At 53.6% G+C, this 25,243-nt stretch carries 20 protein-coding genes and 6 pseudogenes; 10 read left to right on the forward strand and 16 right to left on the reverse strand.

From position 1 onward, the window contains the following. Positions 1-21: 21 nt before the first annotated feature. From K3T83_RS51000 to K3T83_RS51015, 4 genes are all read left to right on the forward strand, one after another. On the forward strand, positions 22-1,557 hold the full coding sequence (locus K3T83_RS51000) for an ArnT family glycosyltransferase (protein ID WP_220210787.1): 1,536 nt from the start codon (positions 22-24) through the stop codon (positions 1,555-1,557). 81 nt (positions 1,558-1,638) lie between these two features. Then, complete coding sequence (locus K3T83_RS51005; RefSeq protein WP_220210788.1) at positions 1,639-2,826, forward strand: lysylphosphatidylglycerol synthase transmembrane domain-containing protein; 1,188 nt, start codon at positions 1,639-1,641, stop codon at positions 2,824-2,826. Continuing rightward, the gene (locus K3T83_RS51010) at positions 2,819-3,943 is read left to right on the forward strand and encodes a radical SAM/SPASM domain-containing protein (RefSeq protein ID WP_220210789.1); all 1,125 of its coding nucleotides are present in this window, start codon (positions 2,819-2,821) and stop codon (positions 3,941-3,943) included. Before K3T83_RS51005 ends, K3T83_RS51010 begins: the two co-directional genes overlap by 8 nt. Before the next feature lie 17 nt (positions 3,944-3,960). Further along, positions 3,961-5,295 carry a glycosyltransferase family 2 protein gene (locus K3T83_RS51015; protein WP_220210790.1) on the forward strand — a complete coding sequence of 445 codons (1,335 nt, stop codon included), beginning with the start codon at positions 3,961-3,963 and terminating at the stop codon, positions 5,293-5,295. A gap of 174 nt (positions 5,296-5,469) precedes the next feature. Here the strand turns inward: K3T83_RS51015 and K3T83_RS51020 are convergent. Continuing rightward, positions 5,470-5,751: pseudogene (locus K3T83_RS51020) on the reverse strand (DDE-type integrase/transposase/recombinase); the annotation flags it as partial. 269 nt (positions 5,752-6,020) lie between these two features. On the opposite strand from K3T83_RS51020, the pseudogene K3T83_RS51025 reads away from it, so the two are divergent. Next, a pseudogene (locus K3T83_RS51025) lies at positions 6,021-6,524 on the forward strand (IS6 family transposase); the annotation flags it as partial. A 414-nt stretch (positions 6,525-6,938) separates the two neighbouring features. Here K3T83_RS51025 and K3T83_RS51030 read toward each other — a convergent pair. Together K3T83_RS51030 and K3T83_RS51035 are read right to left on the reverse strand one after the other, a co-directional pair. Then, positions 6,939-8,456 (reverse strand): MFS transporter, encoded by a 1,518-nt coding sequence (locus tag K3T83_RS51030; protein WP_220210791.1) that lies wholly within the window; start codon positions 8,454-8,456, stop codon positions 6,939-6,941. 185 nt (positions 8,457-8,641) lie between these two features. Next, the gene (locus tag K3T83_RS51035) at positions 8,642-9,154 is read right to left on the reverse strand and encodes a transposase (protein WP_220211132.1); all 513 of its coding nucleotides are present in this window, start codon (positions 9,152-9,154) and stop codon (positions 8,642-8,644) included. A gap of 166 nt (positions 9,155-9,320) precedes the next feature. Here K3T83_RS51035 and K3T83_RS51040 point away from each other — a divergent pair. The 5 genes and pseudogenes from K3T83_RS51040 to K3T83_RS57640 all read left to right on the forward strand — a co-directional run bounded on the left by K3T83_RS51040 (position 9,321) and on the right by K3T83_RS57640 (position 13,707). Further along, positions 9,321-10,140: pseudogene (locus K3T83_RS51040) on the forward strand (IS6 family transposase). Positions 10,141-10,248: 108 nt separating this feature from the next. Then, positions 10,249-10,503: a TniB family NTP-binding protein gene (locus K3T83_RS51045; protein WP_220210792.1), complete on the forward strand. Its 255-nt coding sequence runs from the start codon at positions 10,249-10,251 to the stop codon at positions 10,501-10,503. A 368-nt stretch (positions 10,504-10,871) separates the two neighbouring features. Then, a complete protein-coding gene (locus tag K3T83_RS51050; protein ID WP_220210793.1) occupies positions 10,872-12,185 on the forward strand; it encodes an outer membrane protein assembly factor BamB family protein in 1,314 nt (437 codons plus the stop codon). Between the two features lie 107 nt (positions 12,186-12,292). Next, positions 12,293-12,892 carry an ADP-ribosylation factor-like protein gene (locus K3T83_RS51055; RefSeq protein ID WP_220210794.1) on the forward strand — a complete coding sequence of 200 codons (600 nt, stop codon included), beginning with the start codon at positions 12,293-12,295 and terminating at the stop codon, positions 12,890-12,892. A gap of 247 nt (positions 12,893-13,139) precedes the next feature. Next, positions 13,140-13,707: pseudogene (locus tag K3T83_RS57640) on the forward strand (recombinase family protein). Between the two features lie 354 nt (positions 13,708-14,061). On the opposite strand, the gene K3T83_RS51065 reads toward K3T83_RS57640, so the two are convergent. The 13 genes and pseudogenes from K3T83_RS51065 to K3T83_RS51125 form a co-directional block, all read right to left on the reverse strand. Continuing rightward, a complete protein-coding gene (locus K3T83_RS51065) occupies positions 14,062-15,525 on the reverse strand; it encodes a DHA2 family efflux MFS transporter permease subunit (RefSeq protein WP_220210795.1) in 1,464 nt (487 codons plus the stop codon). A gap of 233 nt (positions 15,526-15,758) precedes the next feature. Beyond that, on the reverse strand, positions 15,759-16,535 hold the full coding sequence (locus K3T83_RS51070) for an SDR family NAD(P)-dependent oxidoreductase (RefSeq protein ID WP_220210796.1): 777 nt from the start codon (positions 16,533-16,535) through the stop codon (positions 15,759-15,761). A 52-nt stretch (positions 16,536-16,587) separates the two neighbouring features. Next, complete coding sequence (locus tag K3T83_RS51075) at positions 16,588-17,109, reverse strand: SRPBCC domain-containing protein (RefSeq protein ID WP_373324758.1); 522 nt, start codon at positions 17,107-17,109, stop codon at positions 16,588-16,590. Positions 17,110-17,338: 229 nt separating this feature from the next. Continuing rightward, positions 17,339-18,211, reverse strand: a complete 873-nt coding sequence (locus tag K3T83_RS51080) for an MBL fold metallo-hydrolase (RefSeq protein WP_220210798.1) — start codon at positions 18,209-18,211, stop codon at positions 17,339-17,341. Positions 18,212-18,334: 123 nt separating this feature from the next. Next, a complete protein-coding gene (locus K3T83_RS51085; RefSeq protein ID WP_220210799.1) occupies positions 18,335-19,258 on the reverse strand; it encodes an AraC family transcriptional regulator in 924 nt (307 codons plus the stop codon). 136 nt (positions 19,259-19,394) lie between these two features. Then, positions 19,395-19,622, reverse strand: a complete 228-nt coding sequence (locus K3T83_RS51090) for a hypothetical protein (protein ID WP_220210800.1) — start codon at positions 19,620-19,622, stop codon at positions 19,395-19,397. Between the two features lie 195 nt (positions 19,623-19,817). After that, a pseudogene (locus tag K3T83_RS51095) lies at positions 19,818-20,768 on the reverse strand (IS256 family transposase); the annotation flags it as partial. 30 nt (positions 20,769-20,798) lie between these two features. Then, a complete protein-coding gene (locus K3T83_RS51100) occupies positions 20,799-21,638 on the reverse strand; it encodes an SDR family NAD(P)-dependent oxidoreductase (protein ID WP_220210801.1) in 840 nt (279 codons plus the stop codon). A 92-nt stretch (positions 21,639-21,730) separates the two neighbouring features. Continuing rightward, entirely contained in the window at positions 21,731-22,147 is a 417-nt protein-coding gene (locus K3T83_RS51105) for a PPOX class F420-dependent oxidoreductase (protein ID WP_220210802.1), read from the reverse strand. Next, positions 22,144-23,121, reverse strand: a complete 978-nt coding sequence (locus K3T83_RS51110; protein ID WP_220210803.1) for an NADP-dependent oxidoreductase — start codon at positions 23,119-23,121, stop codon at positions 22,144-22,146. The genes K3T83_RS51105 and K3T83_RS51110 overlap by 4 nt, the downstream gene beginning before the upstream one ends. Positions 23,122-23,254: 133 nt before the next feature. Further along, positions 23,255-23,692 (reverse strand): MarR family winged helix-turn-helix transcriptional regulator, encoded by a 438-nt coding sequence (locus tag K3T83_RS51115; RefSeq protein ID WP_220210804.1) that lies wholly within the window; start codon positions 23,690-23,692, stop codon positions 23,255-23,257. A 332-nt stretch (positions 23,693-24,024) separates the two neighbouring features. Continuing rightward, positions 24,025-24,186: pseudogene (locus K3T83_RS58400) on the reverse strand (alpha/beta hydrolase fold domain-containing protein); the annotation flags it as partial. 128 nt (positions 24,187-24,314) lie between these two features. Further along, positions 24,315-25,187 (reverse strand): SDR family NAD(P)-dependent oxidoreductase, encoded by an 873-nt coding sequence (locus tag K3T83_RS51125; RefSeq protein ID WP_220210806.1) that lies wholly within the window; start codon positions 25,185-25,187, stop codon positions 24,315-24,317. Positions 25,188-25,243: the final 56 nt, after the last annotated feature.

Consider the following 25,243-nt stretch of genomic DNA (forward strand, 5'->3'; position numbering starts at 1 on the left):
AAGAAGAAGCGAGAAGATACTGTGACGGAAGTTTCTGTAATACCACAAATACCTGCGACAAAAAAAATTACCTTGAAGCGTTCACTGACCGGTACAACCCTGACACGCTGGTCGTTACCCTTGATTTTAGTCTTTCAGGCCGTGCTTGCCTGGATGCTGTTACAGAATACCGCCTTTCAGGACGAAGGGTTATATATCTATGCTGGGCGACAGATCTTGCAAAACTGGTTCTGGCATCAGCCCCTCTATGACCGCTACAGCTACTACTTTTCGGGGTATCCCTATGTCTATCCGGTCATTGGAGGAGGATTGGACATGCTAGGTGGGCTTGAGCTGGTCCGAGCGTTTAGCCTGCTCTGTATGCTGCTTGTGACGGCATGCAGCTATTATGTGACGAAGCAGCTTTTTAACCAGAAAAGTGCTGTTTTTGCCGCACTCTTCCTTGTCTGTCAGGGACCGGTGCTGTTTTTAAGCCGATTGGCAACCTATGATCCTCTCTGCCTCTGCTTGCTGGCGCTGGCAATGGCGCTGGCAGTGAGAAGCTGTCTGACGGCGAGACCCTGGCTGGCGCTGAGTATTGGCCCATTCCTGGTACTGGCATTCGGCGCAAAATATGCCGCACTGTTGTTTATACCTTCCATTTTTGCCACCCTCGCACTGACCTGCTATCTGAAACGGGGATTGCTCAGTGCGCTGGTACGTAGTGGATTGGCGGTCCTCTCGTTTGTAGCGGTTGCAGCGCTGGCAGATCTTGCCATCATGCGTTTTGATCCCAATATGTTGCACGCACTCAGAGACACAACAACCAACCGAGTTGTCATCCAGGCCTACTCGCGTCTTGGATTAGCGCAACATGTCGTTGAGATGGTCGGCCTGTCTTACCTTTTAGGGTTGCTTGCCATTGTCTTTACACGGAAAAGGCAACTGCTCATCGTGTTGTTACTGATTGGCTCCTCTCTGCTTGTACCTGGCTATCACATCTACAAAGCTGAAATCATCTCTCTGGAGAAACACCTGGGATTTAGCATGTTCTTTCTCATGCCTGTGGCGGGGTATGCGCTGGCGTCTGTATCCGGGTTCCGACGCGTCTTCTCACCCGGACGCTACTGGCTCTCCGGGGTGGCAATCTGCCTGGTGCTGTTTCTCATCGGGACGCAGGAAGCGCACGATATGTACACAAAATGGCCGCCCACTAGCACGCTTACCTATGTGCTCAATACACAGGTGCGTCCCGGGAGTGGTCACTATCTGGCAGAACAATTCGAGGTCTCGCGTTACAACTTGCGCAACGATACCTACACCTGGCAGTGGAGCGGCCTCGACTTTTTTGAGTACACGGATAAGCAGGGGCGCTACTACATCGGCAACGACGCGTATGTGAAAGCAGTGGACGACGGCTACTTCGATTTAATCCAGTTGAATTACGGCTATAACCTGCAAACATCCCTCATGATTGCCAAAGCTATCGAACAGAGTAAAAAATATGACCTCATCGATAAAGTTCCTTATCAGAACTATTATGGAGCCGGTTATTTCTGGATATGGCGGAAGCGCTAGATGAGCTGTTTTGCATCCATGTTTGTTGTAACAGATTGTACATAGGTTATCCCAATAGATCATTATATTTGTGAGGTTTACATGCAACGGAAGCAAGATCAGTTACAGGGATTATCCGATCGTTTCCACGCGGGACAGATGGCGCTTCAGCCTGAACAACGTGTTCTGGATGATATGGAAAGTGGCATGCTAGTGGCAGCTTCACTTCCCAAGCGGCCAGCAGGATGGAAGACGCTCTTGAACCTTCCATCCTTCAGAATCGTCGCCGGGCTGGTGATAGGTCTTGGCCTCCTTTTGCTCGTTGCTCGCTACGTGAACGTTTCTATAGCGGTTGGAATTGTACGCTCCCACCTGACGACGCCCCAGGGGATTATCTACGCGCTTTTGAGCAGCCTTGCTTTCCTGGCAGCTTTTAGCATTCGTGGCGTACGCTGGAAACTCTTCTTAAATCAGGTGGGCAAGGTCAGTACACTCAAAGCAATCCAGCTCTTCCTCGTTGGCGTCTTTCTCAACTTTCTGCTGCCCATTCGCGGTGGCGAAGTGGCAAAAAGCCTGATGCTCAAGCGCATCTCCAACATTCCGGTCAGCCAATCCTTGCCTACCGTCGCAATCGATAAAGCGCTCGATCTCGTGCCAGCGCTATTTATTATGGCGATTGTGCCGTTGTTTGGGATCAATATGGATATCAAAATCTGGGTGGTGCTGGGCATGGTTGGCCTGTTGCTGCTCTGCTTGATTGGCTTTGTTGGCGTGGCAGCCTGGAAACGTCTTGCGGCTATTGGCCTGCTGCAAAAAATAACGGGTGTGCTGCCGAAGCGAGTTGGCAGCAAGATAGAAGGCTTTGCGATCAATTTTGTCGATGCGCTGCTGGCCGGTGCAAGTCGTCCCAAAGTGTTTATACCAGCCGTGTTGCTGACCATCGTAGCAGTTTTCTTTGACGGCCTTTTCGCGCTGCTGGCTTTCTGGACGGTGGGGGTGCCGGTTTCTCTGGAACTGGCAATCTTTGGCTATACCCTGTTTAATATGTTCTACATCCTCCCAACCCCGCCAGGACAGGTGGGCAGCAACGAGGTCTTCGGACTCCTCGTTTTCTCAGGTCTTCTTCGTCTTGATCCACATGGCGTGACCGCAATGTTCCTCTTCTCACATCCCTGGGCCGCTCTGCTTCAGACGATAGTGGGCGTGGGCTGCTTGAGTACCCTGGGTCTGACGATTGCCAGCGCGATGAAGATGCAGAGTGACAATGAGAAGGAGAACAATCATGCTTGAAGTGTTACCAAACATTGCAAAGACCCAGGCATCCTATGCCATCAACAAAGTATTGGTGCTGCCCATGAATTTGACGATTAGCGTGAGCTATCGTTGTAACTCGCGTTGTAAAACGTGCAACGTCTGGCAGCGTCCGAACGATGATTTTACCATTGAAGAATATGAGAAGACGTTCGAGTCCATAGGCCGCGCCCCTTACTGGTTCACCTTCAGCGGCGGCGAGCCAACCTTGCGCAAGGATCTGCCAGAGATGGTCGGGGCCGCCTATCGTCATTGCCGCCCTGGTATCATCAATATTCCCACCAACGGCATTCAAGATAAGATCATCCCCGATCGTATCGAGAAAGTATTGCAGGCTGCTCCAGACTCCGAGGTCATCATCAACCTTTCCCTGGATGGGGTTGGCGAGAAACACGATCAGGTGCGTGGCGTCAAGGGCAACTTTGAGCGTGCCATGCGGACGTATGCAGGCTTGAAAGCGTTGAAGGGACGCTACAAAAACTTTACGCTTGGCGTCCACACGGTTATCTCTAACTTCAATGTCCACGAATTTGATGCGATCCATACGTTTGTACGTAACGAGTTAAAGCCAGATCAATTCATTAGCGAAATCGCTGAGGAACGCGTCGAACTGGATACGGTTGGCATGGGCATTACGCCTCCTTACGAACTGTACAAGCCGGTCATCGAGCGCTTGCAGGCGGATATTCGAGCGGAGAATGCCCAGGGAGTCGCGCGGATTACGCAGTCGTTTCGCGACCGCTACTACGATATTGTGAAGCGTACCCTGGTGGAGAAGCGACAGATCATCCCCTGTATGGCTGGTATCGCATCTGCCCAGATCGCACCTAACGGTGATGTCTGGACCTGTTGTATCCGCGCTGAGTCTGTTGCGAATTTGCGCGATCACAACTACGACTTCAAATCAGCCTGGACGACGGCGAAAGCCGATGAGTTGCGCCGCAGCATCAAAGCTGGCGAGTGCTTCTGTCCCCTGGCAAATGCGGCCTATACCAACATGCTCTGTCATGTCCCAACAATGAGCAGCGTCGCCCTTGAAGTGGGCAAGGGCACGCTCGCGGACAGCATGTCGGGCAAACGTGCTCTGAACAACTAAGCAAGGAGGTTGTTATCATGGATGTGCTTGATACGGTGTCAATGCTCGCCAGTGGTGGCACGGAACTGCAATCGAGAGAGAAGTTATCTCTTGAGGATGGCGGATACGTTGGCTGTAGCATCGGCATTATGGCGTATAACGAAGAGGCGAACATTGCGCGTACCCTCTCTGCTGTGCTCGCGCAAGATGGACCCTCTATTCGTATCGAAGAGGTGATCGTTGTCGCCAGCGGTTGTACAGATCGCACCGTTCCTATTGTTGCGGAAATCGCAGCACAGGAAACGCGAGTCCGACTCTGTGTGCAGGAAAAGCGTGAAGGGAAAGCCTCTGCGATCAACCTGTTTCTCAAGGAAGCATCCGGTCAGGTGGCCGTTCTCATCGGAGCGGATGTCATTCCAGAGACATCGGCTATCGAGTATCTTTGCTCTCCATTCTTGAACCCGGCTATCGGAATGACCGGGGGCCATCCCATCCCGGTAAATGACGAGCACACTTTTATGGGACATACCGTGCATCTGCTCTGGCGCTTGCACGATTGTATTGCTCGCACCCACGCGAAACTGGGTGAAGTGATCGCTTTCCGCAACGTGATCTCAGGGATACCGGCGGATAGCGCAGTTGATGAGATTTCTATCCAGGCACTTATTTCTCAACTCGGGTACAAGCTGCAATATATATCTGAATGCGTTGTATATAATAAAGGTCCGATCACCGTTCGCGACTTCTTGAAACAACGCCGCCGTATCTATGCCGGACATCTCAAGGTACTGGAGCAACAGCACTACGAAGCGTCCACCATGAAGATTGGCCCGATCATGCAGCCACTTCTTGCTATGCGTGATTTTTCAATCGGGACGCCGAGGAAGGCACTCTGGACGGCTGGATCTATCATATTGGAAGGCTTCGCGCGTCTCCTGGGCCGCGATGATTACAGACGCAAGCGCGAGCATCATATCTGGCAGATGGTCGATTCAACGAAAAATCTGGAAGCCGGACTGCGCAAAGTCCGTCGTCTCTGCAATGTGCAAAGTGTGATTGTCTTGCGCCTGCTCCTCGATGGAGCTTCCGGGGACGATAGCAACCGTGAACGCGAAGATCGTGAAGCTACCGAGGTTGCACGCAAACTGCTCCCACGCCTGCGCGCACATATCCGTAAAGAGGATAGGCTCTCCATCAACGGCCCTGGCATTATCACGGTCGTCGTCCGTGCTGAGCAGCAAGGTGCAGAAATCGTGGCTCAACGCATCAAAGGTATTGTCGAAACTGCTAGCGTGTCTGTGGGACTACGGAACCGTGCGGTAAAAACAACCATCGCTTATAGCATATTGAGCTTCCCCAGGAAACAAAAATAGTTGCTCATTTCCTGAATAGAAAAGACCTGTTCAATCAGGCAGAAGCGATGCTCAAAAGATGTAGATGCAAAAAGTATGCTCTCTTCTCACTCAGCAGGAGAGAGCATACTTTGTGGTTGTGTTGCAAAAATTGTGGAGGAGATAAACTGAGGGTGTTGCTCTTCTTTGATCAGTTTAGGCGACTATCCCAAACAGCTTAGCAACGAACGCCATCTGGCCTCTCACCTCTCCTTTCGCCACGCCTTGTACTTGTCCTTTTCTCATCATATTCATGGTCTCAAATCCTTGCAGCATTCGCCATGCCGTCAGATCAGAGAAAAAGCCCATCCCAGGTTTGGTCAAGCGTTTCATGAACCGATGGTCCTGTTCAGTCAAGTTACCCCGATATTTGACCTGCCTCAATTCCACGTGTTCAGGCAAGATTCCAGCAGCTTTGAGCTCGACAATAGCTTTCGGTGTAAATTTCATCTGAAAACCATTGGAGAGAAAGATGAAATATCCTCCTAGAGCCAGCTTGCGCTCGCTAAAAGAAGAGGTATGGAGTGTGGCTTGTGGCTCTCTAGGCAGCAGGAGGTGTCACCTGGTAGCCCAGACGCCTCAGCCGCTTGATGAGCTGCCTTTCTAGTTGGTCAGGAGCTCGACTGCGAAAGTACGCAACTCCTTTCTCATGATAGGGCTCCTCTGTAATCATCATGTGGTAAAAGATGACCAGGATACTTGTCCAAAAAACCACCAACGACTCCTGGAGAGTCGATGAGACTTACATCAAAGTCAAAAAGCAATGGATGTATCTCTATCGGGCGGTTGATTCACAGGGAAACACGCTTGATTTTTTCTTCAGCCCGACAAGAGATGCGCAAGCCGCGAAACACTTCTTTCTGAAAATGCTTGCCGCCTCTCATGCCAACGTATCCCGCGTCATCAACGTGGACAAACATGCTGCGTACCCAAAAGCATTTGCTGAATTAAAAGCGGAAGGACACCTTCCCGAAAACTGTGAACTGCGACAAGTGAAGTATCTCAACAATGTGATCGAGCAGGATCATCGCTTCATCAAATGCTTGACCAAACCTGGGATGGGCTTTTTCTCTGATCTGACGGCATGGCGAACATTGCAAGGATTTGAGACCATGAATATGATGCGGAAAGGACAAGTACAAGGCGTGGCGAAAGGGAACATTTCAGGGCAGATTACCTTCATCGCCAGCTTGTTTGGAGTAGCTGTCTAAACTGAACAGAAGCGAGCCTCCACGTTCATCATTTCCCCCAGAGTTTTTGCAACACTATCGTACAACGTGCAAATGGGCGAGATCAATGACCTTGGTTCTCTGCGTAGCATGGTCTTTCTCGACAATAACGGTGTGATGTTAGAAGCCATCTGGCGAAGAGCCGAGTGAAGCCTTATGGCTTTATCCTCGGCCTCTCTCGTCTCGTTGCGTATCTCGTGGGCATCAGCGAGAGGAGCAAAAGCGCTTCCAAGCGGCATGATGACCCTTTCGGTTTCTTGTATCTGTACGGGAAGTACGGGAGAACTACAAAATCGTGGGAAAAGCCTGGATTTCTCAGCAATGGCAAGAGCAATGGTTACCCATCTGCTCAGCTCTGTGCCGAGTTTCAAGAGGCGCTGAAATGCGCCAATGTCATCATGTGCTGCGCACAGCATTGGCCTTGTTCTGTAGATCGTTGTGCTCCTGCAAGTCGATAGCTCCACTGGTTTGCTTGCTATGTGACGTATCGGCTGCTGGGATGGTGGCTTTCGGGGTGCGGATCACGAAAATGGACACCAACAGCGCCACGATCATGAGGAGCGCCGAGCACAAGAAGGCCATCTGGTAGCCATGCATACTAGCTTGTGCAAGCCCCTTCCCGAGCGTTTCATCTGCTGCCGTGGTGGTGCTCGCCACCGCAGTGAGAACAGCTAAACCCAAGGCTCCGCCAAGCTGTTGCGATGTGTTGATCAATCCCGATGCTAGTCCCGCGTCATGATCTGGCACTCCTGATGTCGCAGCCACCGTCACCGCCACAAACGAGAGTCCCATACCCAGCGCCAGGATCAGAAAAGCTGGCAGCAGATTGGTCACATAGGATGAGGCAGATGTCAGGAAACTCAACAAGAACGTGCCGATGATCATCAAAGATGCGCCTGTAATGAGCAAGGGCTTAAAGCCAAAGCGGTCGAGTAGACGTGGTGCCTGAAGAGAGATGATCCCTATGATGGTCGGCAACGGGAGAAAGCTCAGGCCAGAGAGTGAGGGGGAGTAGTGCAGCACATTCTGGACATAGAGCGAGATGAAGAAGAACATGCCCAACGCGCCTGCTGTCACCGGCAGCATGACGAGATTGCCCCCACTCACGTTCCGGTTCCGAAAAATGCTGAGTGGGATCAGTGGATGCTTCACCCTGGCCTCGTTGAACAGGAACGCTGCCAACAGAACGATGCTCACACCTAACGTCACGAGTGTGCTCTTCTCGGTCCAGCCGACCTGCGAGACCAGCGTCAAGGCGTAGACCAGCGCAATGAGACCGCCTGTCACCAGGACCGCCCCGGGAAGATCGAGGTGTCTTTCGCTCGCATCCGCTCTCTGTGACGGAACATACTTGAGAATACCGACGATCGTGATGATGCCAGCCGGGACATTCACGAAGAAGCACCACTGCCAGCCCAGGTATTGTGTCAGGACTCCGCCAAGAAAGACACCTGCCGCTCCGCCACCCGCCGCTACCATGCTCCAGATGCTCAGAGCCCGATTGCGCTCCTCCCCCTCCTCAAACGTCGTGAGCAGGATGGAGAGAGCGGTAGGAGCCATGAAGGCGGCGGACAACCCCTGCAGAGCACGCAACACGATGAGCAGAACGCTTGAACTGGTCAGGCCCAGCAGTAACGAAAACAGAGAAAAGCCCCCAATGCCGAGCACCAGCAGGCGCCGCCGCCCAAAAAGATCGGCAGTACGGCCACCCAGCATCAAAAAACCACCGAAAGTCAGGATATAGGCGGTCAGAACCCATTGCAGCGAGGACGTATCAAAGTGCAAAGCAGCTTTCATAGCGGGCAGTGCCACATTAATAATGGCGCTATCCAAAATGACCATAAACATCGCCAGAGAAAGCAACAGCAGGATCATAGGACGATTCTGGCTCTGATTCAGCATTCCTTTTGACATAGAATCTCTTTCTGAGGTGAAAAACCATGCTTGCCAGTTGCAAGCAGGTAGACCATACCACCACTGGTCAGAAAGATCTTCTTCGATCTTGCTCTTCGCACAAATAAGAACAGCAACTGAGCCGCCATCTATTCCAGCCTCGACGTATTTTTCTGATGGTGGATTTGATCCGTCTCAAAAGAGCCTCAAAAGAGATGTTTGCACAAAAGATGTGATGAGTTGAAGAGATAAGACACCTTCGACTGGCCTGGATTTGTGCCTTGACAACGGGGTCCATTATGAAACCGCGCAGAAAAATTTTCAATGGCGGCCAAACGTAGTTTGTGAAAGGTGCGGCGCACTTCGACCCCATCATCGGTATGAGGATAGCGCCCGTACTTCGTAGTCACCAGAAGGCGCCCATCCTGCGTGCAGAGAGCCTGCAATTCGTCACGGTTGTAGTGGCGGTCCCCCAGCACAAAGCGGACCTCAAGCGGAAGTTCGTGCAGCAGGAAAGGTGCCTGCTCACTATCCGGGACATTGGCTGCAGTCAGTTCTGCCGCCAAAGGGATCCAGACGTTTGCCACAGTAGAGATGAGATGCAGTTTCCATCCGTAGATCCAGCCATGCCAACTAGATTTGGTCCAATGTGCTTCTTGATCAATGAAGCTATGGGGAATCAGCCCCTGCTCACGGTGCTTCTGCAGCAGAGGATACAGACGTGCTCACCCTCCAGACGCGTTGGTTTAAGTGGAACTCCTTGATTCTGTTTCTGCCACCATACTACCTCAAGCGGAAGCGTCAGAACTGAGGACAAGGACCAGTAACCAGATCCTTCTTGTGCTATACTGGGGTCGTTGATCCCATCTTCATGAGGAGGGAACCATGAATTGCCCACATTGCGCTTCATCTACCACCAAGGAACAGCTCAAGAAAACGTCACTAGGATACCGGACATTTCGTTGTTCAGCGTGCCGGTGTACCTTCAACGAGCGCACAGGAACTCCGTTCAACTTCCTCGAATACCCGACTGACCTCGTTCTGCTCGTTGTGCTGTGGCGCTTGCGCTACAAGTTGAGCCTACGCGATGTGGCAGAAATGTTTCTGGAACGCGGTGTGGTGTTCACGCATGAGGCAGTTCGCGACTGGGAAGCACGATTTGCCCCACTCATCGCTGATCAATTGCGTGCCACACGACGTGGACAAACTGGGCGGTCTTGGCACGTGGATGCGCACCTACGTGCGTGTCCATGGAAAATGGTGCTACCTCTATCGCGCCATCGATCAGGATGGGAACTTGGTTGATTCTCGACTAAGTGAGAAGCGAGATATGGAGGCTGCTCAGCGGTTTTTCAAACAGGCGGTTGCGGTAGTGGGTCATGCGCCAGAGAGCGTCACAACGGATGGGCATCGTTCCTATCCGCGTGCCATCCGCGAAATGCTTGGTAATGATGTCATTCACCAGTGTCATCACTACCTTAATAATATCGTAGAACAAGATCATCGCGGCATCAAACAGCGCTATTATCCCATGCGCGGTTTTGGAAACTTCCTGTCCGCTTCACGATTTTGTCGAGCGTTTGATGAGCTACGTCAGCTCTTTCGGTTTCGTACCACAATAGGGCAATCTGTTTCCTTGGCATGGCAACGTGCTTTGTTTTGTCAAAGATTGAATGCCTTCAATGCCCTGAGTGTGAGCGCGTAATACCGAGACAGGTTGTGGCAAACATTGTCGAAGATCCTTGGTTCATGTTTCTGTTCCTAGTTCTGACACATCCCTCAGCTCTACTCACGCATCGGGTTTAATCATGAGATGGAGCCTCTCTCCCAGGAAGAGACGCGCAATTTTCTGGACAAGCGCTGGAGGCATCGCGTGAAGCCGTATTCCGATGATTTCACGGACAAGGAGGCCATTGGTGCGATCCTGCGTATCACGAAAGGGAATATTCGCCTGATTGAACGTCTGATGATGCAGGTGGAGCATGTCTTAGTCGCCAACCAGCTCACGATTGTCACCAAGAAAGTGGTAGAGACGGCTCGTAAGAACCTCATCGTTGGGGATGATTAAGTGATCATGCTTAAACTCGTGTCTCAAAAGCGTTCGTTTGTTGCGAATGGATGGGGTGCCAAGAAGCGTTCTGTGAAATACATCATAGGCTCGATGATGCAACGATGCTAGAGTAAGTATCATCAATACGCTCGCAATGCTGAGGCCTGCTCACTCAGCGGCAGGTGATCTCTCCCACGCACCTTCCCGTGGGTGGCAATCTCCAACAGAAGCACCTTCTCTGGAGAAAGCCTCGATGAGCGCAGAACTGGGTTCTTAGCTATGAGGCCGTAGCAGTGACAGGCCAAGGGGTGATCGAGTGGGGATGGGCTGCCATCACTACTCTCTTACTGAGATGCGAGAGCATGAGAAGAGGAGACACCTATCATATGGACGAAGAGAGACCAACCGCAGCCATCTACGCTGGCAGCCTGGCATACACGTATGAGTATTGCACCGTAGGCGTGCCGACCACGCCATACACCCGCTGGTCATTTGCTCTCTTGAACGAGGCATACCTCACCTGCCCCATCCTGGTCCAGCATGAGCGGGTCTACCTCGCCGACTCGGCAGGCTCCTTCTCTGCCCTCGACGCACGCTCTGGCAAGCTGTTGTGGAGCTTTGCCACCGATTGGGTGGAGCATCACGAGAACACGTCTAAAAATTCCTACGAGGGGGTGAAATCCTTCTGTCTAGATGGTGTACGAGGATATGTCCTCTCCGCCCGTGAGACGCTCTATGAATTGGATTTGGACACAGGAGTCCTGTTGCGCTCTTGGGATCGCGAAGTGCTGGCAGACAAAGGGCTGGAGAAGTATCCTTATGAATCGTATGCTTTCTTCAGTGCCGAGCACTCCTTTGATGACTATGATCCAATCGAGTGCGTGTTCTTGTATGAGAACCTCCTCTTCATTGGGACTGAGTGCCAGGTCTGGCGTTTTGACCTGACCACTGAACAGTTTGCACCTGAAACGATCCCGGTTGGCATGAGGAAATGCTGGTCTCCCTTACTCTATCATGGGGATGATGGAAGCAACGATGTGATCTTTGGCTTCATCGACTCAAAAGTGGACACAGGCGTTGACGGACGTTTTCTTGCCGCCGCAGATTGCTCGCTCTTTGGACGTTTGTATCCCCTCGTGAAAATGGCAGAGAGACCATTTCCCAGGAGCTACCTTTGGGATGTTTCGGGGGACTTCGGCAACGGTATTGGGAACCATCGCATGCTCCTCGCCAACAACGCCTTCTACGCTCTTGGATGGAACCATGGCTGGGGGGAGGATGCGCTAGTGGATGATGAGAGGGATGATGGCAGCGATGCGTTTTTATTCGCCCTTGATCCTCACACTAGCGAGATCCTCTGGCATGCTCCCTATGATGCCAGTTGCGCGCTTGCCGCGGCCTCCCATCTGCTCTTCGTGGTGAATCCCCTTTCGGGGGAGGTTGAGGCTATCGATACGCTGACCCAGCAGCGATGCTGGAAACGGGGAGAGTTGGGTGCTGTCAGTCACCCCTTGATCGCTGACGGACTGCTCTTTGTGTTTGGCAGAGAAGGTCAGATGATCGCGCTCGACGTGCAGACAGGAGCCTTGCGCTGGAAGCAACATGTGGAAGGCGAGATGATCGCGGCTTTCAACACCATCGACGATGGGACGCTCTTTGTTGCGACTCTCCATGTGCTCTACGCCTTGAGTGCTGGATGAGAAGCGAGTATCGCAAAACCGAGGAGACGGAGCACCAGGAACCTGACCAGGGAGGACATGACGCACTCCCATCAGGTAGAGATGCCAGTACAGGAGAGTGATCATCGATGATACATATAGCGAAACGTGAAATCACCTGTAGGATCTTATATTATGGAATTTTCGGCTGCGGAAGAATGTCGAATCTCCGCTACCTCCATCATGCGATCAATCCACGAGCCGTAGGAGAGAGGACCCCACTCGATAAAGAGACCGAACCTGCATACATTGACTGGGTGGAGTTTGATCTCGGCAAAGTTCATGACTTCACTCTTCGCTTTCAATTCTATCAGATGGTTGGACCTCTGATCTTTGATCTGAAAAACCAGATCCCGCTTCTGAAACGCACGGATGGTGTGATCTTCGTCGCCGATTCACAAGCAAGTAAACTGCAAGAGAATATCGTATGTTGGAACGACTTGCAGGAACTTCTCCGCGCAGCGGAGAAGGAACCCGCAGATGTTGTGGATGTCATGCAATGGAATAAGCGCGATCTGCCCGATGTGCTTCCGGTTTCTGCCCTGGAGGAAGCCCTCAATCCGTATCAGGTTCCTGGCTATGAAGCGGTTGCCGTGACAGGCAAAGGGGTGATCGAGTGTGCACGGGTCAGCATCAATACCACCTTACGAAGGCTCTTTCTAGAGAAAAAGGATGACAGCGAAAGCTGATCGTCCTCCCCCCTCGCATGCATCGGCTACTCTATGAGACTACTTGACGAGATGCAAAATCGACCGTTCAATGAGTTTCAAAACCGTCCGTTTTCTGCGACATATGGCGCTGCTTTTTCAGGGCCGTAGCGCGCCAGCTCCGCTAGCGTGAGATGTTCCTTGGCGAATCTCAAAAGTTGTCTCATAATTAAGAATCTCAAAACCTCCCCCTTTGACGGGAAAGATGAGACACAAAGAGGAGCATCTCATGAAAATCGGATATATTCGGGTCTCCAAGCATGAGCAACATGAAGATCTGCAACGGGATGCGCTGGCTGCGGCCAAATGCGAGAAAGTGTTTACAGACAAGCTCTCTGGGGCCGCTGCACAGCGCAAAGGCTTAGAAGAAGCGCTCGCGTATCTGCGACCCGGAGATACGTTTTGTCGTCTGGAAGTTAGATCGAGCTGAACGTTCCCTTGCCCACCTCATGGAACTGCTCAAGGAACTACAACATCGCGAGATCTCATTCGTCAGTCTCACCGAGCAGATTGATAGCACGACTCCTTCTGGCAAGCTGATTTTTCATCTGATGGCAGCCCTGGCCGAGTTTGAACGGGATCTCATTCGGGAGCGCACGAACGCAGGATTAGCGGCGGCCAGAGCTAGGGGAAATGTAGGGGGGCGTCCTCGTAAGCTCCAGTCAAATGCCAAAGTAGCGCTGGCTCGCCAGCTCTTTGCTTCTAAAGAGCATTCGATTCCAGAAATCTGCGCAGCGTTGGGAATCTCCCGTGCTACGCTCTATCGCTATGTCAAAGAGGCGAAACCAGCAGAATAATTGCCAAGAAATCAGCAGCTTAATCTCAAAATTTACAGGATACTGTCGCAAACTTGGGCTCCCGACATTTTCCCCCCGTTTTCCCCGCTAAGGATTCATCGAGGTGCTTCTGCCTGGTTTTCTCCCCGCTAAGCCTGGAAAAGATGGGGGAGAAAGCCCACCTCAGGCGGTTGTATTGACTCCAAGCAGGCTGTATGATACAACCAATGCAAAATTGGAGAAATCATTGGCAAAGGGCATCTATCCGTTTGGGAACCAGTGAGCGGATTCGTCGAGTGGTAATGCAATCAGGTGAGTTCGCCGTCTGCTTGCAAGCAGACGGCGAACTCACCTGATTGCTCAAAACGTGGCCTGTTACAGGCTTGCCGACCGCTCTGGCAGGCCGTCTGTTTCCTGCTGCTCGCTCGGCTTCGAGGGCATGCTTGAACGCGCGCTGGTTATGGCGCGCCTGCCGGGCAGCAGCATGCCAACGATGGCTCCCACAAGTGCCAGGGCAGCGCAGACGCTTATTGCCGGAACAAACCCATGACTGAATGCCTGGGGGGTGCTATAGCTTCCGACTCCAGCGAACACCGCCGCAGGGATCGCGACTCCGAACACTCCACCGAGAAAGCGCAACATATTGAAGGTGCCGGAGGCTTTTCCGATCTCGTGAGGAGCGACCGCGCTCACAACGGCGGTCTGAGCAGCAGGCATCGCCATTGAGACGCCTATGCCAGAGACGATCAGCGGTACGACAAGTCCAGTGTAGATGAGGTCGGGCCTGGCGATCAACGCGATCCAGGCCAGCCCACTGGCTTGTAGCAGCAGTCCGCCAACGATGAGTGAGTGCTCTCCAAGCCGATTGATGAGGGAACCGGCAATTGGTGCGACGACGAACAGCGTCGCGGTCGAGGGAAGCAGTCGTAGCCCGGAGGCGAGCGGCCCGTAGCCCTGCGCGGTCTGGAGAAACTGCGCTAGGAAGAAATTGGTGCCATAGAGCGATGCGAAGAGTAGAAAACCAATTGCATTACTGGCTGAGAAGGTACGGGAGCGGAAGAAGCGCATCGGCACCATGGGTACGCGGGAGCGCACCTCCCAAACGATGAAAGCCACAAGGAGCAGGGCTCCGATCACCAGGGAGACCTCTACCTCAAAGCTGCTCCAGCCAGCATTGTTCCCGCGCACCAGTCCCCACACACCCCCCAGAGAAGCACCCGTTACCAGGAGCAGGCCAACGACGTCGAGAGCCGTGCGCGGTCCGAAGCTCTCTGGGACGCGCAGGAGCACGAGCGCAATGACGAGCAGGCCAATGGGGACGTTGAGCCAGAAGATCCACTCCCAGGTAAGACCCTGAGCAATCGCGCCGCCCACCAGCGGGCCAGAGAGGACAGCCAGCCCGGTGACGCTCCCGAAGATTCCCAGCGCCCTCCCTCGTTGCGCGGGTTCAAACGCCGCCGAGAGCAGGGTCATGGCCAGCGGCATAACCAGGGCTGCCCCACTCCCCTGGATAGCACGCGCGGCAATCAACCAGCTCACATTGCGCGCCAACGCACAGGCGGCTGACGCCGCTACGAACACTCCCAGGCCTACGACGAACATGCGCCTACGTCCGAACCGGTCGCCCAGCGCTGCCCCTGTCATCAGCAGTACGGCAAAGCTCAACGTATAGGCGTTCACCGTCCACTCCAGTTGTTCGATGGAGGCACCCAGGTGCAAGCGGATCACCGGAAGCGTAGTCGAAACGACCAACGAGTCAAGCGAGATCATAAAGGAGGCCAGCGACGTAAGCGCCAGAATCCATGCCTGTGCCGCTCTCTCGTTTCTTTTTTGTATCATTCTTTTTCCTCTAACAAGACTGTAGCAGTTACCACAAAATGCCTATACCCCTTGAGTGGTTAGCGTATCCAAATCTTAGCGTACACTTTTCTGTTTTGGATACGCTGACCCCTATAGAGGAAGAAAAAATGGAGCGAGTTGCCGCGTACTCGGCTCTCGCGGTGGAACGATTGGTTGGGATCATCTCCTCATCCTCTGTGCGCGAACTAGCAGTGTTCTCTCCACCTGGAGGACTAGGGTACGATCTCCATCCCTTTTCCAGAAAGCAGGAACGACTTTCCTGCGCTCTTTTGCGGATCGCTGGCAAGCTCCATCAGGGCGCTGGCAACCAGGTCTGGCGTGACCAGAGGCTGCCCACCCCTCTGGAGAGAGAGAAAGTCCTCGATGGAAAGACCTCGAGAAGCAGCGTAAGCAGAGGCCCCAGTCTTCCCCATATCCGTTTCTGGCATCATATTGCCCGGTGCCAGCGCCAGGAAGCGTAAACCGAGATGCAAGCGATCAGCTTCTTCTTGGGCATACCTGGCAAGAAACATCAGCGTCCGTTTGGAGCCAGCATATCCCCCCGAAAGCGGCGAACCGCCAATGGCTGCCCCGCTGGACATCAGGACGACCGTTGAGCCTTCGGGCAGTGGCGTGTTCAGCGCCGCTTGCAAGAAGAACAGCGCTATCTTTACATCAGTATTCCAGTTGCGCGAGAATTGTTCGAAGCTTTGCTCTCCAAGCGGAGCCATATGAGGGACCGCCCCTGCGCAGACGAGTAACACATCAGGCGAAAGGGCGGCAAACACCCTGGCAGGAGCGCTTTCATGCGTGGCGTCAAGCGCGAGCACCTGGACCCCTGAGCGTTCCTCAGCGACCTTCCTGAGTTCCGCTTCCTGTCGGGCAACAGCAAGCACCTGCGCGCTTTCTGCGTGAGCCGCAGCCACAAGGGCACGTCCCAGCCCTCGACTCCCTCCAATGACGACCACGTTCTTGCCGTGGAGGCCTCGTTCCTTGATACTTTCGTCCATACATCCTTCTTTCTTGTTGTTTTGAAACAGAACAGCTCAATCTTTACTGCTCTTAGGAATGTGCCAGCTTCGCCAAGGCGTTGGCCAGCCCCTCTATCCACTCCTGGTGAGCGTTGAGCATGGGGTTGGGCTTTGTCCGAGCCATCTCCTGGGCTGGCTTCCCGATCTGCGACTCCTGCGTGAGAATCCGCACCCGCCCACCGAACAGATCCTCCAGCAGCCAGGCGTGGTAAGCGTTCAACGCCGTCTCTGCTGATCCGTCTATCCAACCATGCCAGGCGAGCCGTGCTGGCTTGTTGTCAGCGGGCGGCTCATACTCCATGACCTCAGCCTCAACAAGAAAGCCGAAGGTGGTAAACTGGAAGCGGGCACCCAGGTGCAATTCGGGCCCGGCGTCGTGGAAGCGGATGTCCGAGACGTTGCTGTAGTATGTCGGCCAGGCCGCAGTATTCGAGAGACACAGCCACACCGTGGCCACGGTCAGACCGGCCACAATGATCTCATTGGAAACAAAATTATCGGTTGTGCCCGGCGTATACCGCTCAGGCCAGATGATCTCGCTCATGGTATTCATCTTTTTCTCGTGGCGCAGAGAATGCCATCTCTCCCACTGTTTATTCGTCAGGCTTTTTGTAAGCCCAGACAATCAAAGATTGTCGAGAGCCTCATTGAACTGCTGATCCTCTACTCATTGAGGGGTCAGCGTATCCAAACCAGGAAATGGTACACGAAGATTTGAATGCGCTGACTCTCTGGGCAACACTGATCTATCAGGAAAACAGGTGTTGTCATCTATCGTGGTTTTACTGGAGCACCTGCCACTGATACTTGCCCTGAACAAAGGTCACTCGACCAAAGACGGCATTGGCGAAATGCGAAGCAATCCCAATCGTTGCAGGTTTTGCCAGTTCTTCAAGTATGTATTGGCGTGTTCTCTTCGCAAGGTCTGGGTCATGATCGTAGCAGCTCGCCCAATCGGGATGCTCAACCTGCACATTATTATGAAAGATGTCTCCCAACAGAATGGCTCGCTGCTCGCCTACAGAGATCAGGAGCGAGGCGTGTCCAGTCTCGTGCCCTGGTGTCGCCAGAACGGTGATTTCGGGAACAAGCAACTCATTCCCTTCATCAATCAGTTCAATACGCGGCTCCAGCAATTTGAGTGCATCTTCAACGCCGAACCGTGACTCATCAGGGTTCGCAAAGCGCAGCCATTCGGGCCGTCGTACCAGAAAGCGAGCATTGGGGAAGAGTAAGCCTTGTTCACCATCGACTTGCCGGCTAATCCCTCTCACATGGTCAGGATGCAGATGCGTAAAGAAAACGAGGCCGATATCCGCAGGGGTCAGTCCCGCGTTTTGCAGGCTCACAAGAAGCTCGCCACCTTGAAGCAAGGCGTTCCCTTCAATGGCAATTTGACTGGGACCATAGCCTGCATCAACGAGGATAGTGTGGTCAGATGTCTGGATACTATACGCGCCGACACTAGCGAGGATTTGCCCATCCTGATTGAGCAGGTGCCGATAGGGCTGCCAGTCTGCAAGTGTTGTTGCCGGGTACAGAAACGTAGGGTTGAAGAGCGCAGAGCCATCCGGCAGATACGTGACCCGAATGGAACCGAGCGTCATATGTTGTTGTGGTGCCGTTGTGATCATGTTTGCCTTTATCCTTGTCATGAGACCTCTTCCTTATCAGGAACGAGGATGCCCTTGCACGTCGAAGACCAACGTGCAAGGGCATCATACTGTCAAGGTAGCAAGACAATCTTGGAGATATGTGCGATTTTGTGAAAAATCTGCTCAGATGAAGAGATCTCGCTGATACGCTCGTGGAGTCAGACCAACATGGCGTTTGAAAATCTGAGTCAAGTGGCTCTGATCGGCGAAGCCACACGCAGTGGCGACTTGAGCAAGCGATACCTCCCTCTCTTTGAGCAGAAGCTGTGCTCGTTCCACACGTTGGCGCAGGACAAACTCGTGCGGACTGACTCCCGTTGTTAGGCGGAAGAGACGGGCAAAATAATATGGGCTAAAGCCGGTCTGCCGAGCCAGTTCCTCAAGGGAGAGATGCTGGTCAAGATGAGCCTGAACGAAATCGACCACTTGTCTCATCTGCTGAGACGTCAGTTGACCTTTCGGTTCCTCAATCGAAACATTTTTTGTCGTATAATGACGCAAAAGATGAATAGCGAGCATCTGGGCAGCAGTTTGCGCATAGAGGTTTCCCGCAGGAGCGCGCTGTTCCAGCTCTCGCCACAGCGCGAAGCCGATCTGCGCCAGCAGGGGGTCCTCAAACCCAAAGCGTTCCACCAGAGGGATGCGTGTGGGATCGTACCCTGCCACTTCCTCAACAGTGCGAGTAAACAGGTTCTGATTCAAAGTCAAATGGAGTGTCTGCGTTGGTTGAGGGGAGAGGCGTTGTTTGCACAGTTCATGGGGAATCCCAACAGGACGTAGGACCAGACCTCCCTGGTGGAGAGAGAACGCTTTCCAGGGACCTTGCGTGTATCGCTGTTCCACGCGCATAGCTCCGCCATTCGACAAAAGCAGGATAATATCAGATCGCTCTGGTGTCATCCACCTTTTGAGCTGAGTAGGCTCGCGGTAGGCCTCTGCTCTCAATCCTTCCCAACCCGCACCCTTGCTGGAAAGATAGAGAAGCGGAGTGTCATCTGTTTGTTTCAGCACACTGGTTTGTTGAGAAAGAGCTAGGTGCTCGGTCATGGTGATCGCTCCCTTCGGCCGTAGAAAGATAGGGAAAGGCAAGAACCTCATACAAAGCTTTGTTTTGATCCCTCATTTGTCATATGCTACTTGCATTTTGCAAGCGGTATACAAGAAGTATATCCCCTCTTTTTGTCTACAGCAACCTTGCTGCACAGCCCATGAGCATTTTAATATCTTCGAGGAAGAGGAGGGTATTGATAGACGTCGAATGGAGTTCTGCGGAGGAGCGCACGCGAAAGGTGAGTCCGAGTGCGGAAACCGCCTCTTCTGCTGGCGGACAGCGCCAACTTCCATCTCCCTGCGACTGGTAGCGAAATGGGGAGCGTGCAGCGAGCTGCTTGAGGTCATCTTCGGCCACCATGCCGAAAACTGTGTAAAAGAAGAGACATTTGATTGGGGAGATAGTTGTTGTGGTTGAACGAGGAAAGAGAGAAACACAAGAAACAGGACAAATAAGAGCGGGTGAGAGTGTGATACACAAGAAAGAAAGCAAGAAAAGAAGGAAGTTCTGTCTAATCAGCCTTGAAGCGTTAATTGGTTGCCCAACGATCAGCCTTTAGCCAACTGGAATCTTGGGCAAGCGAATATCCTGCATGACTGCCCACACGATAGTCAAACACGACGTTTCTGTCGTGAAGGTGTCAATGGTATCGGTGCGTTGAAAGAAACTTTCAATCGCATTGGTCGTGCGAATATAACGATGCATGACCTGCGGAAACTCGTAAAATGTGAGAAGATGCTCTTCATCCTCACACAAGCTGCGTACTACCTCAGGATAGCGCTTGCCGTATTTGCCTTTAAAGGCTGCTAATTGGGTGCGTGCTTCATCTACGGTCGAGGATTTCCAAATCCCTGCCAATTCAGCTGCCACTTCCTTCTGCTCGCGGCGGGAGATGGCATTCAGCACATTACGCTGCTTGTGGATCACACAGCGCTGGCGTGGTGTTGCAGGAAAAAGAGTCCCAAGAGCTGTGAGCAAGCCGTCATGTCCGTCGCTCACGATCAAATCAATTTGAGCTGCCCCTCGTGTACGCAGATCTTGCAGCAGACAACCCCATCCATCTTTGTTCTCTTCTGCACACGCCCACAAGGCGAGTACTTCTCGCTTCCCTTCAAGATCAACTCCCAATGCGGTCAAAACAATGGTCGCGTCGGATTTCTCCCCGTGTCGCACGGTGAAATGCACTCCATCGAAATACACGACTCGGTAGTGGCTTTGGAGATCACGCTTTCGCCAAGCTTCAAACTGTCCGGTCAACGTTTGGTTCAGACGACTCACGGCGCTTGCACTGGGGGCCACTCCCATGAGGGTATGAGCGACTTCTCCCACTTTTTGCGTACTCACCCCGGCGACAAACATCTGGGTTAAGCCTTCTGCCACCTGTGGTTCATAACGACTGTAGCGTTCAAAGACTTGGGTGTGGAACTGACCTTCTCGATCACGAGGAACACGAAGATCTTCGATGGGACCTGAGGAAGTCGCCAAGTCGCGTGTGTAGGTTCCATCGTTGCGTCATTTTCGCTGACGACAGAGCCATCAGGGCAGATAATTGCCACCGCCAGCGGCCAGGTAGTTCCCGGTCAGGTATCCAGCCTGCGGTGCGGCGAGGAGCAAGATCGCCCCAGCGATATCCTCAGGCTGCCCAAGGCGCCGCAGGGGCAGATTCTGGCTCATGGCTTCTTTGCGCACCTGGATGTACGGAGCCGAAGCCTCCGTCTCGACCGTACCTGGAGCTACGACATTGACTCGGATGCTATGTGGACCCAGTTCAGGCACGAGCGCTTTCATGAATGCCTCGACGCTCGCTTTGCCGGCGGCAAGGGCTCCCATACTTATGTACGGCGCTCGCGCGGCGGTGCTACTCACTGCGATGAGGTTGCCGCGTTTGCGCTCAACCATCAAGGGGACTACCGCACGCGCCGGAACATAGACCCCGACCAGAGAGCGCACAACGATGTTCTGGTATTGCTCCCATGTGGAGTCGAGGAAGGGAGTGAAGATCGACGGACCACGCGCAGCCGTTGACTTGCCGGAATGCTCAACCAGTTTGCTTCCAGCAATGGCGTTCAAGACCAGGGTATCGATTGGCCCCAGTTCCTGCTCCACCCGCTGCACCATTGCTCCAACCTCTTCCGCATTATCCACACTGGCCCGGATCGCGATGGCACGCCCGCCAAACGCGCCAATAGCCTCGACGACTTCTTGCGCCTGCCCGCTGCTATTGTAATAATTAACGCCTACGGCTGCCCCGTGTCGGGCAAACAATAAAGCTGTAGCTGCGCCAATACCACGGCTAGCTCCGGTTATCAGCGCAACTCGCCCCCGCAATAAAGATGCGCCAGGAATGGTTGTGTTTGTATCAACTGTTTCACCCATCGTGTTCTCCTTTTGTACTCTTCTTCGCCCAGTATGAGGCAGGCGGAAGAGGGATTTGGGGGCCCTCCTCGACCTGCTTTTCTGCAAACGATTCACGTGCGCTCGACCCGCCGAGCATGCAGCCATCCCGCTTCGGGATCAAGGCCCCACCCAATAATGCGTACTGGGGTAATGCGAATCATCGCCTCATCGACTGGATAATTCGCACCAAAAAGAGCGTTTCCTCCGGTCCCGACCGTGTCGGCGATCCCCCGGATCTCGACTCCACGCGGAGGCCCTGGAGGCAAGACGTCATCGATCACGAGAGCGACATGGGGGTTGTTCAGGATGTTGCGAAACTTCTTGCTCCGACTGAGATACTGTCCACCAATGTAAATCACGTCTTGCTCCGCATCATAGTGGAACCCAACCGGTGCGATCTGGGGGGTGCCTTCAAGCTGCACTGTGGCAAGACGCGCCAGGCGCTGGCTCCTCAGATACTCAATCTCCTTGTCAGTAAAGACGCTCATGCTTCGTTTCTCCTTTTCTCATTGGCAATATGCAGAACAATACGACCTCGCCCATGACCCGTTTCACTGAGGGCCTGGGCCTGGGCCGCCTCTTCCAGGGGAAAGACTTTGCCTACCTGGGGAAGCAAGAACCCAGACTCGATAAGTGTGGAGATCTCTCGGAGTGGTTCCGTCAAGTGGCCCGACGAGACACGTTGAGCTAAGACGGTGCTGGCCGTGCGAACTCCGTACTTCGCCGCCATCTCCTTCGCGCTCGGATGGCCAACGGCGACGAGTATCCCGCCCGGTTTGAGCAGCGGCCACGAGCGATCCTGGATCTCCCCACCAAGAGGGTCCACGACCACATCTATCTTATGGACCACTTGCTCCAAAGGCGTGGTCGCGTAATCAATCACGGTCTCAGCTCCAAGCGTACGTACAAACTCCAGGTTCTTGGAGGACGCGGTGCCGATCACATGCGCACCGATCCTTCTCGCAAGCTGGACCGCATAGTTGCCCACGCCACCTGCCGCGCCATGGATCAGCACCCGTTGCCCAGCGTGCAGATCGGCCAGACCGAAGAGGGCCAGCCAGGCAGTTGAGGCACCGACAGGGACGGAGGCCGCCTGATCGAAGCTGAGATGGTGAGGGATGCTGGCAAGCCCTTCTGCAGCGACCACGGCATAGTCGGCATAGGCTCCCATTGCACCTCGCCCGTAGACTGCCTGCCCGACTGTGAAGCCGGTGACGCCCGGACCGAGTTGCTCGACCGTTCCCGCCAGCTCGCTTCCCGGCGTGAAAGGCAGGGGGACAGGTCGTACATCCTTGAAGAATCCTTTGCGGATCTTCCAATCGATAGGATTGACGCCAGCGGCGTAGACGCGCACAAGAACCTCACCAGCAGCCGGTTCGGGGTGCGGGACATGTTCCAGAACGAGTTGCTCTGGACCGCCGTACGTATAGAAACGGATGATTCGCATCAGATCATCCAGCATACCTCCTCCTTCTCTGTGGTGAGCCCACTCAATGAGTGGGCAGAGCAGAACATTTTCAAATTAGCCGGCTAACTCCTGCGCAAAAAAAGAAGGTCACAACCTTTTTGTATAGGCTCTGTCTGATATGGGTCGATCAGGAACTGCTGGTCAAATTCTCGTGGACTTGCAGGAGCAAACGGCGCAGCACAATCCGTTCCTCAACGCTCAACCCTTGAGTCAGTCGCTGCTCCATGCTCGTCCAGATAGCGCGCACGTCGCGTTGGCAAGCATTGCCCTGCTCTGTGAGGTACACGCGGGAGAGATGACTGTTTTCTGCATCGGGGTGACGCTCGACCAAGCCTGCCTTTTCCAGACGATCCACCATTTTCGAAACGGTAGGTGGCTGCACGCACATGCGCTCTCCCAACTGTGATTGGGTGAGTCCCTCCTCTTGCCAAAGATGCCATAAAAACGCTTCCTGTCCTGCATACAAGCCGATTTCGGCCAGCGCATCGCTCATCTGGTTACGCTGAGCCTGACCAATTATACGGAGCAAGAAGGTAAGACTCTCATATTCGGGTTTGTCGTTCAAGATGACCTCCAAGTTAGCCAGCTAAATAGACTATATCCTCCCGTGGGGAATTTGTCAAGCCCTTCGGAGCGGATCAGTGAGGAAAGCGTTCTGTTTTCCGAAGAGAGATCATATGGTTGGAGAACCAAGGCAGAGGAACCTCTTTGAAAAGGCTTTGCTTTACACAACAATCGGTATGCGATCTTTTTTCCTCCCATTTTTGGTTCTCCGTCATCTTCTGTGCAAAAATCTCATCAACAGTATGCTGAAAAAAAGGATCTGCTCTGGAAGCGGACGGCGAAAGAGAGAAAGTTCTCATAAGCTCATCCTGCACACAAGATGACGGAGAACCCAAACTCTCGGTACGATGGCGTCTCGAAGTCCGCATCCGTCACTGGATACAAGAGGACCTGGAAATCGATTGGTGGTCCACCCCGTTCTTTGGCGAGCAAGGTAGTGACGGTCGCCAGGGTTCCTCCGGTCCCCTCACCTGCAACCGTCAGGTGGGATGGATCACTGCTGGCAGTTTCGCAGAAACTCGCGTGCGGAAGTTGGCAAGCAGGTCCAGAGAGGCGATCCATCCTGAGATTGGCACGCTTTGAGAAAGGTCAGAGTATGCGAGTCGAGTTGCATCTGATGGTGATCACCGGGCTTTGACATGGCCCTCATCCTTTCTGTACTCCGAGTTGAAATGGAGTCGTGCCTGTCCCTGTGGGCTTCCGAACAGCCTATCCGCGACGGCGGGAAAGAGACGGACACCGAGCAGCAGGAAGCGCCAGGAAGAGGGGACGACCAGCACACGCAGGGGATGTTCTAAAACGCTGGCAACGGCCTGAGCCACGATCTCTGGTCCAGGCAGTCTGCCTTTCATCTGGGCGGTGAGGGCGGTGCGGATGTAGCCGGGTTCGATCAGCGAGACGGCAATGCGTCTGCTCCACAGCTCTCGCCGCAAGGAGTCGCTGAGTCCTCGAATTCCAAACTTTGTGGCAGAATACATGCCATTGGTCCCCATCTCTCCGGCAATGGAGCCAATGTTGACAATGGCCGCACTCCCATCGTGCTTCATATACGGTAGGGCGGCCTGGATGAGGCGAGCGGGAGCGAGCAGGTTGACCATCACCATCGCTTCGAGCACCTCATCACTGGCGTGTTCAATGATGCCTGCCTCCCCGATTCCGGCGACATTGACCACCCCGTCGACGCGACCATATGCCGTGACAGTTTGGGTCACGAGGTGATCAATGCTCTCGCGGCTGCGTACATCGGTGGGAACTGCGAGTACCTTGTGTCCCAGTTGAGTGAGATCGCCCGCCATCTGGTTCAGTTCTTCGACACGACGAGCAGCCAGAACCACGGTTGCCCCCCGTCGCGCCAGTTCGCGTGCGATGGCTGCGCCAATGCCGCTTGATGCTCCCGTCACGATGACAATACTCTCGGCGATGTTCATGGAACTTCCTTTGATCGGTCGAACCCCATCTCGGCCTGTCATGATCAGAAGACGCTTCGCGATGTTCATGGGACCTCCTTTGTTTTCCTACAAGTCTGTGCAAGAAGAAGCCTCTTCAGCACAGG

It is taken from the genome of Reticulibacter mediterranei (assembly GCF_016587455.1).